This window comes from Brevibacillus sp. NRS-1366, from assembly GCF_050467985.1.
Window position 1 is genome coordinate 92,909 of record NZ_JBITPN010000021.1, and the last position, 15,180, is coordinate 108,088.

A 15,180-nucleotide genomic window follows, 5' to 3' on the forward strand; every position below is an offset into this window, starting at 1 on the left:
TGGTTGAGAAAGAGAATCAGACTTATTTCCCCCGTAAAAACAGCGGAAGCTGCTGCCCGAAGGCAACAGCGTCCCAATTGATAATGATTATCCATATCTTTTCTTAGGCGAATTCTTTTGTACCAGGGAAATAAATTTATACTTATTCTAATTTGATATTGATTTTTCGTCAATCCCTATTTTTCCATTGCCTGTCCCATGCGTAACGATCGCACTCCCGGTTCATGCTAAGGGTGAGGTGGTTTTTCATGCATCGAAAAAAATGGATCGCACTCACTGTCGTTTTAGTCGTCTTCATCGCGGGTATCACAGTCGAAGGAGCCTCGAGCAGCTATGCAGCACTGAGAGATCATCCCGGATTTTCATGGGAGGAAACGGTCGTCTCAGGCTCGGGCAACAATAAAATTGTGCAGCTCTTTGTCAACGGCGTCATTTCAGGGACACAAAATGCTGCCAGCGTTCCCACCATGACAGAAATTTTGAGTGAACAACTGAGACGTGTGGAGGAAGATGAATCAGTCAAAGCATTAGTGCTGAGAATCGACAGTCCTGGCGGAGAAGTCGTAGCCACCGACGAGATTCATGCCAGACTCTTGCGCCTCAAACAAATCCGCCATATTCCCATTGTCATCAGCATGGGCTCGACAGCAGCATCCGGCGGCTATTATTTGGCAACCGCGGGAGATGCCATATTCGCGAATCCCAATACGCTGACAGGCAGTCTCGGGGTTATTTTTCATCTGTTTAACTACCATGAAGCGGCAAATAAACTGGGAGTTCATCAGTATGCGATTAAAAGCGGGCGGTTCAAGGATATCGGCAGCCCCTCTCGCCCCTTGACTGACCCTGAGCGCCACATCTTTCAGACGTTGGTTAATGAGAGCTATAACAAATTCGTCGATGTGATCGTAAATGGCCGCAATCTCTCCCGCCAGCGTGTATTGGAGATCGCAGATGGCCGAGTTTACTCCGGCGAGCAGGCAAAACGCCTGGGACTGATTGACCAATTCGGCGATCTGGAAGAAGCGACACGTTACGCCCTTTCTTTGTCCGGCGCAGAAGATGCCATGGTCGTTCGTTATGCGGACCTGCCCTCTCTTGGCAAGCTGCTCTTTACCATGAAACAGCATTGGTCCAATCCTGATCCGTTGGGACTCGCGCGTATTTTGGAACGAGAAAGCTCTCCTCGTCTGCTGTATCAATTTATGCCATAAAACTTTTTAATAAGAAAAAGGGGGCACATGTCATGAATGAGAGACCCTTTGATCCGCACGACACCCGAGGGCACGTCCTTCCAGAAAACTCGTATCCTGCCGATACCCTACCGCACTATCAGTTTGCCGGGTTTTGGATTCGGGTCTGTGCAACGCTTCTTGATTCCCTTTTTTTGATTGGGATCAGTCTACTTATTTTCAATCCGTTACGTCGTGCACTTGGTGTTTCCGACTACGTGTTTTCGCTGATTGATCTCATCGAAGTCTTATTTGATTTGCTTTATATGGTTTTGCTCACTTGGGTGAAGGGGCAAACACTAGGAAAGGTCATTACGGGAATCCGCGTGATCAGCGCCCGCCAAGCACGCGCCAATTTGAGCGCGGGACAAGTCATTTTGCGTGAAGTCATCGGAAAAATGCTCGCTTCCCTTCCATTCGGACTAGGCTACATGTGGGTCGGGTGGAATCATAAAAAGCAAGGCTGGCACGATCTAATCGCCAAAACCTATGTTGTCTGGGAGCGCCGAACATGAGCCAAAACCACTACTAAAGACCTGTTTTCTCGTGTGTATCCAGGCAGATGCAGTTCTCTCGTTAGCTGAGGGGGCTGCATTTCCTGCCTTATCCCTATTGTTGAATCCAAACCATGTCGATACAATTTTGGGAATGGCGAAAACAACCCGAGGAGGTAGAATTATGCTTAAAAAAAGAGTAACCAGCATCCTCGCCGCAAGCCTTTCTCTGGCTTTATTCGGTCAACTTTCACCGGCCTTTGCAGTAACTACATCACCCGCTTCGACTTCACAGCAAGCCGCGACGAGTGCTATTTCCGTTTATGGAATTCACTTAGGAATGAGCACGGCCCAAGTGGAACAAATATTGGGCAAGCCCGTTCGCAAAGATCCCAGCCACACGGGAGTAGAATGGTGGATTTATAACAAAGATCTCAATAATTACATACAAGTCGGTATTCAAAATGCCAAAGTGGTCACGCTGTTTACTAATGGTGCCAAGCTAAATCTAAAAGGTGTCACCATCGGAACAACCACGACTGCCCTGCAAAATGCATGGGGCGCACCAAAAAGCACCCTCGCCATTACGCCCACACTCAACATTAGCAACAATACGATGAGTCATCCTACATACATGCTGAACAATCAGACAGTTACTTTTTCGATTGATCAGTTGGGAGGAAATAAGGTTGCAGGCGTACGCATTTCGACACCGGAGCATTTTGCCACGATTGCAATGGGGCTGATGTATCCCATCACATACACACGCCTGCCTGCCCAGCCGCAATTGACTGATGCACAGATCAAACAAGCAGCACTCGCTTATGAGAAAGAAAGCTTCGATTTGCTAAATGTAGCCCGAACTCGTGCCAAGCTGCCGATTCTCTCCTGGGATGAGAAGGTCGCGACTGTAGCAAGGTCTCACAGCAACGACATGGCCCAAAACAATTATTTTAACCATACCTCGCCCACTACAGGTTCGCCCTTCAATCGCTTGCAGCATGCAGGAATCCTGTTTGGTTACGCTGGAGAAAACATTGCTTATGGCCAGCTGGACGGGATTGAAGTTCATATCGGCTGGATGAACTCCGCCGGTCACCGGCAAAATCTGCTCAACGACAAATTCAAGCAGCTCGGTGTGGGAGTAGTGTTCAAGGAAGGCCGTCCCTACTACACGCAAAACTTTGTGACCAGGTAAAAGGGAATACACAAAAGACACGCCCATTTGTATGCCAGGCGTGTCTTTTTATTGCGTTTTCTGCACCTTTACTTGTGGTGCCTTGGGAGCCCCAGGAGTCGGACCATCTTCTGAAAAAAACGGGATGATCACCAGACTAAGCACGAAAAATAAGATCCAGATGATTCCACGCTTATAAATGCACGGAGTAAGCATGGGGACAACCCCTCCACTAACTATTCTACTTACTATCATTACGCTTCCCCCCCGTGCGCCCGTTTATGCTTTTTTCACAAAAAAAAATAGCACCTTCTTTTTTCGAGGAAGATGCTATTCCTGTCGCTCAATTGCCTTGCTTTTGCAATTGCATCGGGTAACGATCTTTATCAGACTTGGCTTGACGATAAAACAGACACGTGGCTGCAAAAACGATCAACAGCGCTCCCATCAACCAGAATATCGTCCAGGGCTCCCATATCTCCATCAGCACGCCATTCACGTTTGGAGCCAAAATACTTGCGACACCAAAATTGATACCAGCGATGATCCCTGCTGTAGGCACCATGGACCCAGGCAATAAGTCCGCCGAATAGGCAAGCCCGAGCGAATAAAAGGAACCAACCGCTGCACCCGCGATAGCAAGCAGCACCATCATGATATAGACATTTTCCCCAGCTAGAGGGAACAAGAAGAAGGCTATCCCGCCGACTACAGCGCAGACCAGCATGACTTGTTTACGTCCGATCCGGTCACTCCATGAACCAAGAGGCATTTGCAGGATGACACTTCCCACCACAAATGATGGCAATATGACCGATACCCATTCAATAGACAAGCCTGTGCGCAGTGCATATACCGGGAAACTGCCGTTCAAGGACGTTTCCATAAATCCGTACAAGAAGGAAGGGATCAGCGCGAGCCAACCTACCCGCAAAACAGTCGCGTATTTATTTTGTTTTTTCTCTGTCTGTTTGATCTGTTCAGGAAACTCGTTCTTCATTCGCGCCAAAAGCGCAAACGCAACCGCATACAGTACGAGCAGCATTCCAAACGGTACCCAAATCCCAAAAGGCAACAGATTCAAGCCCAGGGGCCCAACACTAAAACCGACTCCGTAGGCCAATCCGTACATGGAAAGATCTCGCCCACGTGTTTGCGGCGAAGCGATTTTGGTCACCCACATCTGGCTGGAGTAGTGCAGTCCGGAGTCGCCAATCCCCATCAGCATCCGCAAAACAAACCAGACAACCAAATGGCTAAAAAGCGGAATCAGTGCTGTAGCTATCGTCAAAAGCAGCATCCCGATGAAAATCGTGGAACGGTAGCCAATTCGTCTCAGCGGTATCTCCAACCAGGGAGAAATCAGCACCATCCCAATGTAGAGGGCAGCCGCATTCAGCCCATTCATCACGGATGATACGCCTTGCTTCTCTAATAAGACCGCCAGTAATGGAATGCTCAACCCCTGGCTAAGTCCTGCTATTGCAACCACTAAAATCAGCACCCAAAAGGTGTATCGTGTTGAAGACATGGTGCCTGACTCCTCTCCTATCATCCTCTATCTATGTTCTATGTTACTTCCAATGCACTCCCTTGCTGTAACTGGTACATTTTTCGATACAGACCATCTTGTTCCATCAGCTCTTCGTGTGTACCCCGCTCCGATATCTCCCCGCGGGATAAAACGAGAATCTGATCCGCGTGCTGAATCGTAGACAAGCGGTGGGCAATGATGAATGTCGTCCTTCCTCTGGACAGCACATGCAGTGCCTCCTGGATGGCCAGCTCTGTCTCGCTATCGATGCTGGCAGTCGCTTCGTCCAAAATGAGAATAGCAGGGTCTGCAGCCAGCGCACGTGCAAACGAGATCAATTGACGCTGTCCTGCCGACAAGGTCATGCCGCGTTCGACCACCGGCTCGTCATAGCCTCCTGGCAATTGTCTGATGAATTCATCCGCACGCACTGCTTCGGCCGCCGCTCTGACTTTTTCATCTGTTATTGACTCATTGTACATCCGAATATTAAAGCCAATGCTTCCGGTAAACAAAAACGGGTCCTGCAGTACCAATCCAACGTGCTCACGCAGTACCTGCGTATTGATCGTTATCATGTCTTGCCCATCAATCAAAATTCGTCCTTTGTTTACCTGATAAAAACCGAGCAGCAGGTTCATCAGCGAGCTTTTCCCTGAACCGGTATGACCGACCAGCGCTATCGTCTGACCAGGCTTCGCTGTGAAGGAGACGTTTTTTAATACGAACTCCTCGGCGTTATACGCAAAGGATACTTGGTCAAAGACCACTTCCCCACGCGGCCGCTCGATCTGTTTTCCATGGGCCTCTACTTCTGGCGCGGTGTCCAGGATTTCAAAGACGCGTTTGGCCGAGGTCGTAGCCTGCGCCAACTGCGACAAACGAGTCATAATCATGTTGATCGGCTCGAAAAACCGCCCCATGTAATCGACGAAGGCAAACAACGCACCAAAGGAGATTGCGCTGTGAAACGAGGTAGAACCGAAATACCAAATGATCAGGGTCAAGGAAATTTTCCAGATCAGATCTACCGCCGGTCTGAGCAAAAACGATTCCAGGTTGATTTCTTTCAGGCGGACCTTGAAGTAGGCTTCATTCACCTGGGCAAATTCGTTTTGCACGCCCTTCTCGCGACGAAACGCCTGTACGATTGACATGTTCTGAATCATTTCGTTGATCGTAGCATTCATATCGCTAAGACGTGCACGAATACTCGCATAGTAGCGAGAGCTGTATTTTTGATAAAAGAACACCAGCAAGACAAGCAGAGGCACCGTTAAGCAACAGAACAGGGCCAGCTCTGGCTGCAAAATATACAAGGCAATCAAAATACCGATTAAATAAAGCCCATTCTGCACAAAGGTACCAAGCACACTCACGTACAGCTCGCGAATGGCCTCCGTATCATTGCTCACTCTCGAAACGAGTGAACCCACCGGTGTCTTGTCAAAGAAAGAAACAGGAAGCTTTTGCAAATGGATAAACAGCTTCATCCGCATTTGCTGGATAATGCGCTGGGCAATCGTCTGCAACCATAAAATCTGAATATAATTGAATCCTGCCGACAACAGGATGAGCACCGCATACCCCACAGACAGCCACACAATCGGCAGCACATCGCTTTGGTACATCGCCTTTACTTCCTCGGCCGACAGCCTGATGCCGGTAAAACTGGTTGCAGCATCAGCCGTACCCTCGCCTACGATTACTTCTACCCGCTCCCGTCCATTTTCAGGTGCGACCTGCACAATCTGCTTTTCTTTATTCTGGCTCACGTTGCCAGAAACCAGATAATACGCCGTGCCTTCCGCAAGGACCGTCACCTGGTTCGCTCGGAGACCTTCTGGAGCAAAGCCCGCTTCGTCCAATAAATCTTCCCGAATATAATACTTTTCGTTGAGGGAAACACCCACATTTGCAGGTGCCTGCGGTCTTTCATCAAACTCATACCAGGGCTTCTGAATGCCGAGGATATGATTATCAATCATCACTTTGGCTAAAAAAGGTCCTGCCAATTCAGCACTGGTCCCAAGCAATAACAGGAGCAGCGCCCCCATTACTTGCTTTTGAAACGGCCTGGCGAAATCCATTAGCCGTCCCCATACATTTTGCTCGCCCATGAAGCGCTCTCCCTCCTTTCACTAACCGGTGACATCCTGCTCCATCTGCTGACGGCGATACTGCTGTGCGTACCAGCCGTTTCTCGTCATCAGCTCGTCATGTGTTCCCCGCTCTACGATCCTGCCTTCATCCAATACCAGAATCAATTGGGCGTGCTGCACTGCAGACAGGCGATGTGCCGTAATTATCGTTGTTTTGTTTGCGCGCTCCTGTCTTAAGTGACGGAGGATGCTTTCCTCTGTGCGGGCATCCACCGCAGAAAGCGAATCGTCCAATATCAGAATGTCCGCATTGATCAGCAGAGCCCGGGCAATGGAAATCCGCTGCTTTTGCCCTCCTGAGAGCGTGACTCCCTTTTCCCCAACCATCGTCTGCAGACCTTCGCGGAACTGCTCCAGATCACGTCCCATTTCTGCCAGCTCCAGTGCACGCAGCACTTCTTCGGAAGAGGCATCAGGACGGCCAAACGCGACGTTCTGGGCAATCGTTCGTGAGAAGAGCAGATGCTCCTGAGGAACGTACCCGATTTTTTCACGCAAGGCATCAAAGGAAAGCTGTTCAATCGCTACTCCCCCAACAAAAAGGGACTCTTCATTCATCCGATACTGATGCAAAAGGGAACGACAAAGGGTCGACTTCCCGCTACCGGTACGTCCAACAATCCCAAGCGTCTCTCCTTCTCCCAGCGTGAATGATATATCTGAGAGCGCCGGCTTTTCCGTTCCCGGGTAGCAAAATGAAAAGTGCCGCGCTTCCACCGTATTTCTTGTCACGCACGTAATCGGATGTTCGGGCTCCGCTACATTCGGCTGTTCCACTAATAGTTCTGAATACCGCTTGTGTGAGGCACCGCCACGCTGCAGCACATTCACAAGCCAGCCAAATGCGAACATCGGCCAGATTAACAGCCCGAGGTACAAATTAAAGGCAACCAAATCGCCCAATGAGATGGAGCTGTTGAAAACCAGATAGGTTCCATACCCAAGACCAATCAAAAAACTAAAGCCGATGATGATCCCAATAGTCGGCTCAAATAAGGCGTCGATCCGCGATACACTCACATTTCTTTCCAACGTTTTCTCGCTGACTCGCCGATATGCCTCCACATCGGCCTGTTCCTGCACAAAAGCACGCAATACACGCACACCCGACACAGATTGTTGGACGTGGTCGTTCATCTCGCCAAATGCTTCTTGAGCCAAATAAAATCGATCATGCAAAAGCTTTCCGTAATATGCTGTCGACCACGCCAAAAAAGGCATCGGGATCAGAGCAGCCAGAGTCAGCTTCCAATCGATGACTGTCACCATCACACCCAAGGTCAACAACGTCATAAACAAGGAGTCAACGAGCGTCAACACTCCCGTACTGGCCGTCTGTTCAATCGCGGGAATGTCGTTGGTGGCGACAGCCATCAGATCGCCGCTACGTTTGCGATGATAAAATGACGGTGACATCCGGGTCAAATGGGCAAATAACCGCTCACGCAAAGTGCGCTCCAGTATGAGTGCTCCACCGTTCAGCAAGTACCTCCAGATGAAACGCATCACGTACAAAAGCACGCCAAGGGTCAATAATATCACCATCGTCTGTGTCAAGGCAGACGCAGTCAGCGAGCTGTTGCGAATCGAATCGACCGTCTCCCCTATCAGGCGTGGAGGCCATAGCATGAGAACATCAATGAAAAACAAAAAAGAGATACCAACTACGTATCGCTTCCAATGGGCGCGAAAAAACCAGGATAATTGTCTAAGTGTCTGCATGCCAGTCACCTCTTTTCAAATACATACTGCTTCGATAAAAAAACCTCTATCGAGGCTTACTCGCAAAGGAACGACCGCGTTCTTCTGATTCACTCAAAAAAGGGCGTGCGAATCGCGCAGCCCCTTTTCGTACCTTCTCCATCGTAATTTACTGAATTTTCCTTGTCAATCTACCTTTTATCCATTTTTTAAATCATGCCACTCTTCACGAAGCAAGCTGTACACCGCGTGATCGACAAAATGGTCATACAGAAATTCATTGCGCCGCAATACCCCTTCCAGTTGAAAACCCAAGCGTTCTGGAATCGATCTGCTCTTGTTATTTTCTATTGCAGCCTGAATGGTTACCTTTTGCAATCCCCATGAACCAAAAATGAGTCGATCTATATAGGTAGCTACCGCATCCGTCATTAAGCCCTTCCCCTGGAACCCTGCGCCGAGCCAGTAGCCTATCGAGGTCTTTTTATTGATCCAATCCAGATTGTGAACACCCAGTGTTCCGGCCAGGCGTCCTCGATACCAAATGCCGTAGTGCGTTCCCTGATTATTATTATGCTGATTTATCGTCATCTGGATAAAGTTGGCCGTATCCTCTACCCGTTTGGTGAAATCCAGCCACGGCAGCCACTCTCGCAAATAAGCCCGGTTGGTATCTGTCAGCCAAAACATCTCGGCAGCATCCGCAGGTTCTAACTGTTTGAGAAACGATTCATCTGTCATGTAAATCTGTCGCATCCCAAGCCCTCCTCTGTTCTCTACGTGGTCTCCAGCTGGAAAATTCCAGATAAATAACGGTTTACGCTGATTATGGTGCAAAGGCAGATGGTTTGGCAAGAAGCTCCTAAGAAAGTGCGGGATATTGCGCCCGCATCTTTGGCTGCGTGTTTGGTCGGGCTGGAGTGGAGAGGAGGAAAAAGGAGAAAACGCTCCAGATTCTTGGGTCACTAGCTTGGGGGTCATCCCTACCCAGCTCCATCGGCCTTCTCTTGGGAGCTTTCCACGAAGCTTTTTGGGAATTACGCAAAATATAACATTTGCAACTTGATTCACCTTACTTGTATTTTTGATAATTCTTCTTTGGTAATATCCCTATGTTCATAGCCGATCTGTTCTACCTCACCGCCACCTTTTATGCGAAAACGAATGGTTTCTTCACCATAGGGGGGATTGTGCGGACCTTCAAATGTCGTTACTTGAACCGTTACAAAAAAAATAAAATGGGTTTCGTCCTTTTCGATACTGAGGACCTTCTCAAATCCCCTATACCACAACTTCCCACTGCCATAATATTGACTAATTGCTTTACTGATAGGTTCTACCATCCGTTCGATAAAAGCTTGTTGTAGCAGGTCTTTCGGAACCGGAATTCTATTGATCGTCTTTTTCTGGACGCTAGCGACCTCCCAAGATTCGTTCACTTTCTTTAATGAGTAGAGAACATTTAAACCGTTCTTTTTTACGAAATGGACATACGCTTTGTCTCCTTTTATATAAAGTCTGGGCTCGAATATCCATTGCTGCTCCCGTCTTAATAGTTCAAAAAAGATTTTTGTCAGCGGCGTAATCTTATTTTTATTGATATTTTCAAGAACAAAATCATCGAGCACTTTTATTCCATATCCATTCAGATTCACATCAAAATATTCCTGAGTCGGTATTCCCTTATTGAAGTTTGGCAGTTTAGCGTTTGTTGACACAGGTACAGATCCAAGAAGAAATGTTAAACAACACAAAAGCAATAACAACTTTTTCACAGTATCACCTCATTGGTTAAATTCCACAAATGGAGGTGATTTTATCCTTTAATCTTCCTGAAGCTCCCAACAGAAGGCAGGAGGAAGAGCTAAAGCTGGCCGAGGAAAAAGGAGAAAAAAGCGAAGCTCTTTGGGGAACCGCCGAAGCGGAGTGGAAAAAGCGAAACACGATTGTAAGCGTCCACCTCTGAAATACACCTTGAATCGGCTGCTTTGGACGCGGTTTCGCTTTTGGAATGGAGCTGGACAGGGATGACCCCTAGCAGGGGCCCCAAGAAGCTGGAGCGTTTTCTCCTTTTTCCTCTCCTCCACCACAGCCACATTAACCACCTAGCCAAAAGACGAGAAAAACGCCCACCTGTACGACAAGGTGGACGTTTGCCTAAACTTGATTTACTTTTTGCTGTTACCAATGTCTTCTGGTTTAAAAATGCCTGTCTCTGTGACGATAGCCGTGATGTATTTGGCAGGAGTCACATCAAAAGCAGGATTGTACACTTTGATATCGTCTGGCGCTACTTGCTTGCCCAAGCCATGCGTAATTTCTTCGGCTGGCCGCTCTTCAATCGGAATATCGTCACCTGTTGGTGTTTCCAGATCGACGGAAGACAACGGAGCTGCGACATAAAAAGGAATGCCGTGTGCCTTGGCCAATACCGCCACGCCGTACGTTCCGATCTTGTTTGCGACGTCACCATTAGCAGCTACGCGGTCTGTTCCTACGATAACAGCCTCTACTTTGCCCTGGGACATGACCATCGCTGCCATGTTGTCGCAGATCAGTGTCACATCAATGCCAGCCTGCTGCAGCTCATAGGCTGTGAGGCGCGCGCCTTGCAAAACAGGGCGAGTTTCGTCGGCGTATACCTTCAGATTCCAGCCGCGTTCCTTTGCCAAATAAAAGGGCGCAGTCGCGGTTCCGTAAGCAGCAGTTGCAAGTGCACCCGGATTGCAGTGAGTGAGAATACCCATACCATCATGCAGCAGGGTCAACAGATGCTCACCGATTGTCCGACATACCTCTGCGTCCTCTGTTTGAATCGCCAGTGCTTCGTCCAGTACGGCAGCCTTTAGCTCGGCTACGGACAGATTCGTTTCTTTTTCTACACGAGCCTTTATCCGATCCAAGGCCCAGAACAAATTGACAGCAGTTGGCCGGGATGTACCCAAGTAATCCGCATGCTTGTTCAATTCGCTCCAAAATTGTTCATGAGAGTCTGCCTCGCTGCCGCGAATGCCAAGATAGAGTCCATAGGCTGCTGCCATCCCGATCGCTGGGGCACCGCGTACTTGCAAATGGCGGATCGAAGCCCACACTTCTTCGGATGTCGTCAAGTTCAAATAAATCGTTTCTACTGGCAGTCGCGTTTGGTCAAGCAGGACTAAGCAATCGTTCTCCCACTTGACCGGCGCAAATTGTGTACTCGTTGTCATACCTTTGCTGCCTCCTGATAATAGCGTGCGGTCACCGTACGGACAATGTCCGTAATGTCTGTTGATTCGTCTACGTTGCCGCGGCCGAGAATCAGCGCTTCACCAATGACCAGCGCCAAGCGTTCTGCTTCTGCGCGGGTTTTGTCGTCCGCGATGGTATTCAGATCAGCCACACCTGCAAGCCCAATCACACGGCGCAGGATTTTGCATCCGGCAAAGCCGGCAGTATCCTGGATTAATCGCTTCACATAGCTCTGCCACAGACCTTCCACATGAGCGCTGCGCTCTTTTGCCTGCTTGTGCCAAAGCTGAACAAACTGGGAGACGAATTCGTTCCAAACATCTTCGACCGTTTCCAATAAGTATTCGCGATACGCTTCCCGTTCTCCTTGGTCTTTTTGCAAACCGTGCTGACCAGCATAGTTGAGCAGCAGATTCGCTATAACCGCACCGATATCAAAACCAATCGGACCGTAATAGGCAAACTCAGGGTCGATGACTTTCATGCTCGTTTCGGTAATGAAAATACTTCCTGTATGCAGGTCACCATGCAAAAGCGCTTCAGCGCGTGTGAGGAAGTCGTATTTCAGCTTGGCGATCTCCAGCTTGAGCGGCTTGTTGTTCCAGATCGCTTCCACCTCTGGGCGAATCAATGGATTGAAATCGTTGGTAGGTGCATTTTCATATGGATCCGTAAAGACCAGATCTTCAGTAATTTTGCACAATTCGGGATTTAGGAATGTTCCGACAAGCGCTTTCTTGTCGTACGGATGTGTCCCCAAATCAGATGTGTAGAACAAGGTCTGCGCCATAAAACGGCCAATCTGCTTGGCAAAGAGCGGATAGCGATTGCCATGGGTCAGGCCTTTGCGCATGATGATATGGTCACCCACGTTTTCCATAACGGTCAGAGCGAGCTCAACATCAAAGTGATATACCTTTGGCACCAAATCCGGCACGTATTTGTGCTGAATCCGCAATGCTTCGCTCTCGATGCGCGCACGGTCTACGGTAAGCGGCCATGATTCCCCAACCACACGTGCAAAGGGGAGCGCCTGCTTCACAATGACGCTTTTTCCTGTAGCTGCTTCACGAATGTCAAACACCAAATTGAGGTTTCCATCACCGATTTCGTGGCTTGTAAGCTCTGCTCCCTCGGTAAACAGACCTGGCAAACCCTTTACGTACTCCACTGCCTCCTGCTCGGTCAACGCGCGATAAGCCATGCTTGACTTCTCCCCTCACTGTCATTTTGATCTATCTCTAGAGGACTGGATATCTTCCCCAGTCATACGGTTTCACTATGCAAAAAGACCTCTTTTCCCGAAGAAAAGAGGTCGCTGTCGTCACGTACAAAATAAACGTGCTCTTGTCCCCCTTATCTTCCAGACTACTTTTGTTTCTGCAGGAATTAGCACCGTGCACGTCGCTTGTCATTTCAGTCGCTGCTCGCGCCTGAAAAGCGTCATGTCGGTTGCCGGGTATCATCGGGCCAGTCCCTCCACCTTCTCTGGATAAGGTATCCATCGTATGCAGTTATGATTTAGTTTGAATCATACAGCCACGTTTCCCTGCTGTCAACACCCTTTTTCGGTTGCCTGCATCCATTTTTGTTACCAACTGTACATTGACCCAGAGGCAGCGGGACGGTCCCAATTCCACCAGTCCACTTTGCCTAGAAAGGCTGCTGTAATGGACTTTTCTTGTTGCAGCTTGAGCAGCTCCTTCGTCGGTCCCGTCAGGACTGCACCGTAAATGCGGACTCCTTTTTCCTGCATGTACTGGTACCGCTTGTCAATGTGGGGCTTGCCCCTGGAAACAAGGCTAAATCCAATGTCATTGGTCAGCCGCTCCTGTTCAGTGAGATACTTCATTTCGTTCAGATAAGCCGCTGCACGTCGGTCCCCTTCGCCATTTACTTGAATGGGGGCATTTCCGTAGTTTAGCTCGCGCTCCGCAAATCCCCAGACGTCGCCTGCTCCAAGCAGACGATTTCCTTCATCAGCATCTCTTTTTGTTACTTCCTGCCCCGTATCGACAGCGAACCAGACCGTATCATGTGTGTCGTAGCTGACATAGCGAGAAATGAGTTGATAGTACTCTTCGTAGGTCAGAAAATGGTCAAAGGAAACCGCCAACTGTGACACCGTACCTTCCGGCAGCTTTTGCATGGTCGTCCAGGCAGGCGTCCGCAAATGCTCCGTCTCATCCAGAGTCATCTTTTCCCCTGTCGGGTAGCGGAAAAAGAGCTTTTGCTCCCTGACCCCGTTTGTCCATTGGGGACTGGCACTGCTTTTCCACAAGATGTTGGTGCTCTCAAAAATTCCGGCATTGCTGACCTCACTCCCTACCTGTTCGCGCAATTCCATGGTGATCTTTCCGTAAAATAAACCGACCTGCGAGCCGCTGCTACCTACAGTGACACCCGGCTGTGTGAAGTTGACCATGTCCTTGGCGACCCGGAACAAATCGTCATGCATGAGTGAACCGAACCAGCCGTTCACCACAAAAAGCAAAACACCGGCGATGAACGTAAGCCCCATCGTGAATGCAGAATTGGACAGACGCATCTTCCATTTTCCCCGGCGAATGATGGCTCGCTGCTTTTCTTCCGTGAGTGCCGCAAGCTCTTGTTTGCCAGAGTCCTGTCCTTGCTCTTCCCCCAAAAGAAGCCGCTCCAGCCTTTGGGCATAATCTTCATCTCTGATTACTTCTTCCCCCAGTCGCTTTTCTTCCCCGTCTGTCATCTCTCCACGAAGGTATCTGAGCAGCTTTTGCTCCCGAATGTCATCGTCCTTATTCGTCATCTACTCCATCCCTCCACATCTTTCGCATCTTTTGTCGCCCTCGAAACAAGGAGCGCTTCACGTCAGCCAAGTCTATTTCCAATATTTCCGCGATTTCTGCATAGGAAAATGGCATCGCAGCGAGCAGGATCACCTGTTTCTGCTTTTCCGGAAGCTGCAAAAGGAGCTCATTCGCCCATTCCCACATTTCCTTGTTCACGACTGTTTCGGCAGGGTCATCCACCAGATGATCTTCTCTTTCCGCCAGATGCTCTACCAACTGCAAAGGTCGCCTCATCTGTTTGCGATGCCAATCCACAAAAGCGTGATAGGCAACCTTGAATAGCCATGGTCTGACTTTTTCCCCGCGGTAATCATCGAGAGACAAAAAGGCGCGGAAAAACGTCTCCTGCGTCAGGTCTTCTGCCTGCCTCGCATCCCGTGTCAGCCGGAAAAGATAGCGGTAGATATCGTTTACGTGCAGTTTGTACACGTCCTCCAAGCTCACTTTCCCAACACTTCCACACCCTTTCATCCATTACCACGCGAATGGCGAAAAAAAGTTTCAGCTCTCGTCAAATTTCCTTGCGCAGGCGAGCACACCCGACGGAAAAACAATTTGACTCCCGTCTCAGAACGTCATATCATGAGGGTATCGCACATGAATCGTGTGAACCACATAACTCTTATCGCGAGCTGGCTGAGGGACTGGCCCTATGATGCCCGGCAACCGGCGCTATTCTACTATTTGTCTAGATAGCGAAACGGTGCTAATTCCAACGGATAAGAGTCGAGACAGGAGAATCACTTCTGCGCGTCTCGACTACTGACCCGAGAGATGAGAGGAGACGAAGACTCTTTTATAGTCGACAACCGCCTCCCTGC

General features: G+C 49.2%; 13 protein-coding genes and 2 riboswitches. Of the genes, 3 read left to right on the forward strand and 10 right to left on the reverse strand.

Translation table 11 applies throughout. The features are described 5' to 3' along the window. Window positions 1-248: 248 nt before the first annotated feature. From sppA to ACIFQN_RS14700, 3 genes are all read left to right on the forward strand, one after another. The gene (gene sppA / locus ACIFQN_RS14690; protein WP_429833777.1) at window positions 249-1,214 is read left to right on the forward strand and encodes a signal peptide peptidase SppA; all 966 of its coding nucleotides are present in this window, start codon (window positions 249-251) and stop codon (window positions 1,212-1,214) included. A 32-nt stretch (window positions 1,215-1,246) separates the two neighbouring features. Continuing rightward, window positions 1,247-1,747, forward strand: a complete 501-nt coding sequence (locus tag ACIFQN_RS14695; RefSeq protein ID WP_429833778.1) for an RDD family protein — start codon at window positions 1,247-1,249, stop codon at window positions 1,745-1,747. 163 nt (window positions 1,748-1,910) lie between these two features. Next, window positions 1,911-2,924 carry a CAP-associated domain-containing protein gene (locus ACIFQN_RS14700; protein ID WP_429833779.1) on the forward strand — a complete coding sequence of 338 codons (1,014 nt, stop codon included), beginning with the start codon at window positions 1,911-1,913 and terminating at the stop codon, window positions 2,922-2,924. Between the two features lie 48 nt (window positions 2,925-2,972). On the opposite strand, the gene ACIFQN_RS14705 is transcribed toward ACIFQN_RS14700, so the two are convergent. The 10 genes from ACIFQN_RS14705 to ACIFQN_RS14750 all read right to left on the reverse strand — a co-directional run bounded on the left by ACIFQN_RS14705 (window position 2,973) and on the right by ACIFQN_RS14750 (window position 14,803). Continuing rightward, window positions 2,973-3,158, reverse strand: coding sequence for a hypothetical protein (locus ACIFQN_RS14705; RefSeq protein ID WP_429833780.1), 186 nt, complete (start codon window positions 3,156-3,158; stop codon window positions 2,973-2,975). Window positions 3,159-3,246: 88 nt separating this feature from the next. Beyond that, the gene (locus ACIFQN_RS14710; protein WP_429833781.1) at window positions 3,247-4,434 is read right to left on the reverse strand and encodes an MFS transporter; all 1,188 of its coding nucleotides are present in this window, start codon (window positions 4,432-4,434) and stop codon (window positions 3,247-3,249) included. A gap of 38 nt (window positions 4,435-4,472) precedes the next feature. Continuing rightward, window positions 4,473-6,557 (reverse strand): ABC transporter ATP-binding protein, encoded by a 2,085-nt coding sequence (locus ACIFQN_RS14715; protein WP_429833782.1) that lies wholly within the window; start codon window positions 6,555-6,557, stop codon window positions 4,473-4,475. A gap of 21 nt (window positions 6,558-6,578) precedes the next feature. Then, window positions 6,579-8,321 carry an ABC transporter ATP-binding protein gene (locus ACIFQN_RS14720; RefSeq protein ID WP_429833783.1) on the reverse strand — a complete coding sequence of 581 codons (1,743 nt, stop codon included), beginning with the start codon at window positions 8,319-8,321 and terminating at the stop codon, window positions 6,579-6,581. A gap of 177 nt (window positions 8,322-8,498) precedes the next feature. Further along, a complete protein-coding gene (locus tag ACIFQN_RS14725; RefSeq protein ID WP_429833784.1) occupies window positions 8,499-9,056 on the reverse strand; it encodes a GNAT family N-acetyltransferase in 558 nt (185 codons plus the stop codon). A gap of 311 nt (window positions 9,057-9,367) precedes the next feature. After that, a complete protein-coding gene (locus tag ACIFQN_RS14730; RefSeq protein WP_429833785.1) occupies window positions 9,368-10,075 on the reverse strand; it encodes a DUF3888 domain-containing protein in 708 nt (235 codons plus the stop codon). 393 nt (window positions 10,076-10,468) lie between these two features. Continuing rightward, on the reverse strand, window positions 10,469-11,509 hold the full coding sequence (gene mtnA, locus ACIFQN_RS14735; protein WP_429833786.1) for an S-methyl-5-thioribose-1-phosphate isomerase: 1,041 nt from the start codon (window positions 11,507-11,509) through the stop codon (window positions 10,469-10,471). After that, window positions 11,506-12,735 (reverse strand): S-methyl-5-thioribose kinase, encoded by a 1,230-nt coding sequence (gene mtnK, locus ACIFQN_RS14740; RefSeq protein ID WP_429833787.1) that lies wholly within the window; start codon window positions 12,733-12,735, stop codon window positions 11,506-11,508. Before mtnK ends, mtnA begins: the two co-directional genes overlap by 4 nt. A gap of 149 nt (window positions 12,736-12,884) precedes the next feature. Beyond that, window positions 12,885-13,030, reverse strand: a riboswitch (SAM riboswitch). Window positions 13,031-13,122: 92 nt separating this feature from the next. Further along, window positions 13,123-14,316: an anti-sigma factor gene (locus tag ACIFQN_RS14745; RefSeq protein ID WP_429833788.1), complete on the reverse strand. Its 1,194-nt coding sequence runs from the start codon at window positions 14,314-14,316 to the stop codon at window positions 13,123-13,125. Next, window positions 14,306-14,803: a sigma-70 family RNA polymerase sigma factor gene (locus tag ACIFQN_RS14750; protein ID WP_429833789.1), complete on the reverse strand. Its 498-nt coding sequence runs from the start codon at window positions 14,801-14,803 to the stop codon at window positions 14,306-14,308. Before ACIFQN_RS14750 ends, ACIFQN_RS14745 begins: the two co-directional genes overlap by 11 nt. 175 nt (window positions 14,804-14,978) lie before the next feature. Further along, a riboswitch (SAM riboswitch) is annotated at window positions 14,979-15,085 on the forward strand. The last annotated feature ends 95 nt before the right edge of the window (window positions 15,086-15,180 follow it).

What these genes read in the sequence shown, in the direction of transcription:
- sppA (WP_429833777.1), top strand. Translation starts at nt 249, where the DNA reads ATGCATCGAAAAAAATGGATCGCACTCACTGTCGTTTTAGTCGTCTTC.
- ACIFQN_RS14695 (WP_429833778.1), top strand. Translation starts at nt 1,247, where the DNA reads ATGAATGAGAGACCCTTTGATCCGCACGACACCCGAGGGCACGTCCTT.
- ACIFQN_RS14700 (WP_429833779.1), top strand. Translation starts at nt 1,911, where the DNA reads ATGCTTAAAAAAAGAGTAACCAGCATCCTCGCCGCAAGCCTTTCTCTG.
- ACIFQN_RS14705 (WP_429833780.1), bottom strand. Translation starts at nt 3,158, where the DNA reads ATGATAGTAAGTAGAATAGTTAGTGGAGGGGTTGTCCCCATGCTTACT.
- ACIFQN_RS14710 (WP_429833781.1), bottom strand. Translation starts at nt 4,434, where the DNA reads ATGTCTTCAACACGATACACCTTTTGGGTGCTGATTTTAGTGGTTGCA.
- ACIFQN_RS14715 (WP_429833782.1), bottom strand. Translation starts at nt 6,557, where the DNA reads ATGGGCGAGCAAAATGTATGGGGACGGCTAATGGATTTCGCCAGGCCG.
- ACIFQN_RS14720 (WP_429833783.1), bottom strand. Translation starts at nt 8,321, where the DNA reads ATGCAGACACTTAGACAATTATCCTGGTTTTTTCGCGCCCATTGGAAG.
- ACIFQN_RS14725 (WP_429833784.1), bottom strand. Translation starts at nt 9,056, where the DNA reads ATGCGACAGATTTACATGACAGATGAATCGTTTCTCAAACAGTTAGAA.
- mtnA (WP_429833786.1), bottom strand. Translation starts at nt 11,509, where the DNA reads ATGACAACGAGTACACAATTTGCGCCGGTCAAGTGGGAGAACGATTGC.
- mtnK (WP_429833787.1), bottom strand. Translation starts at nt 12,735, where the DNA reads ATGGCTTATCGCGCGTTGACCGAGCAGGAGGCAGTGGAGTACGTAAAG.
- ACIFQN_RS14745 (WP_429833788.1), bottom strand. Translation starts at nt 14,316, where the DNA reads ATGACGAATAAGGACGATGACATTCGGGAGCAAAAGCTGCTCAGATAC.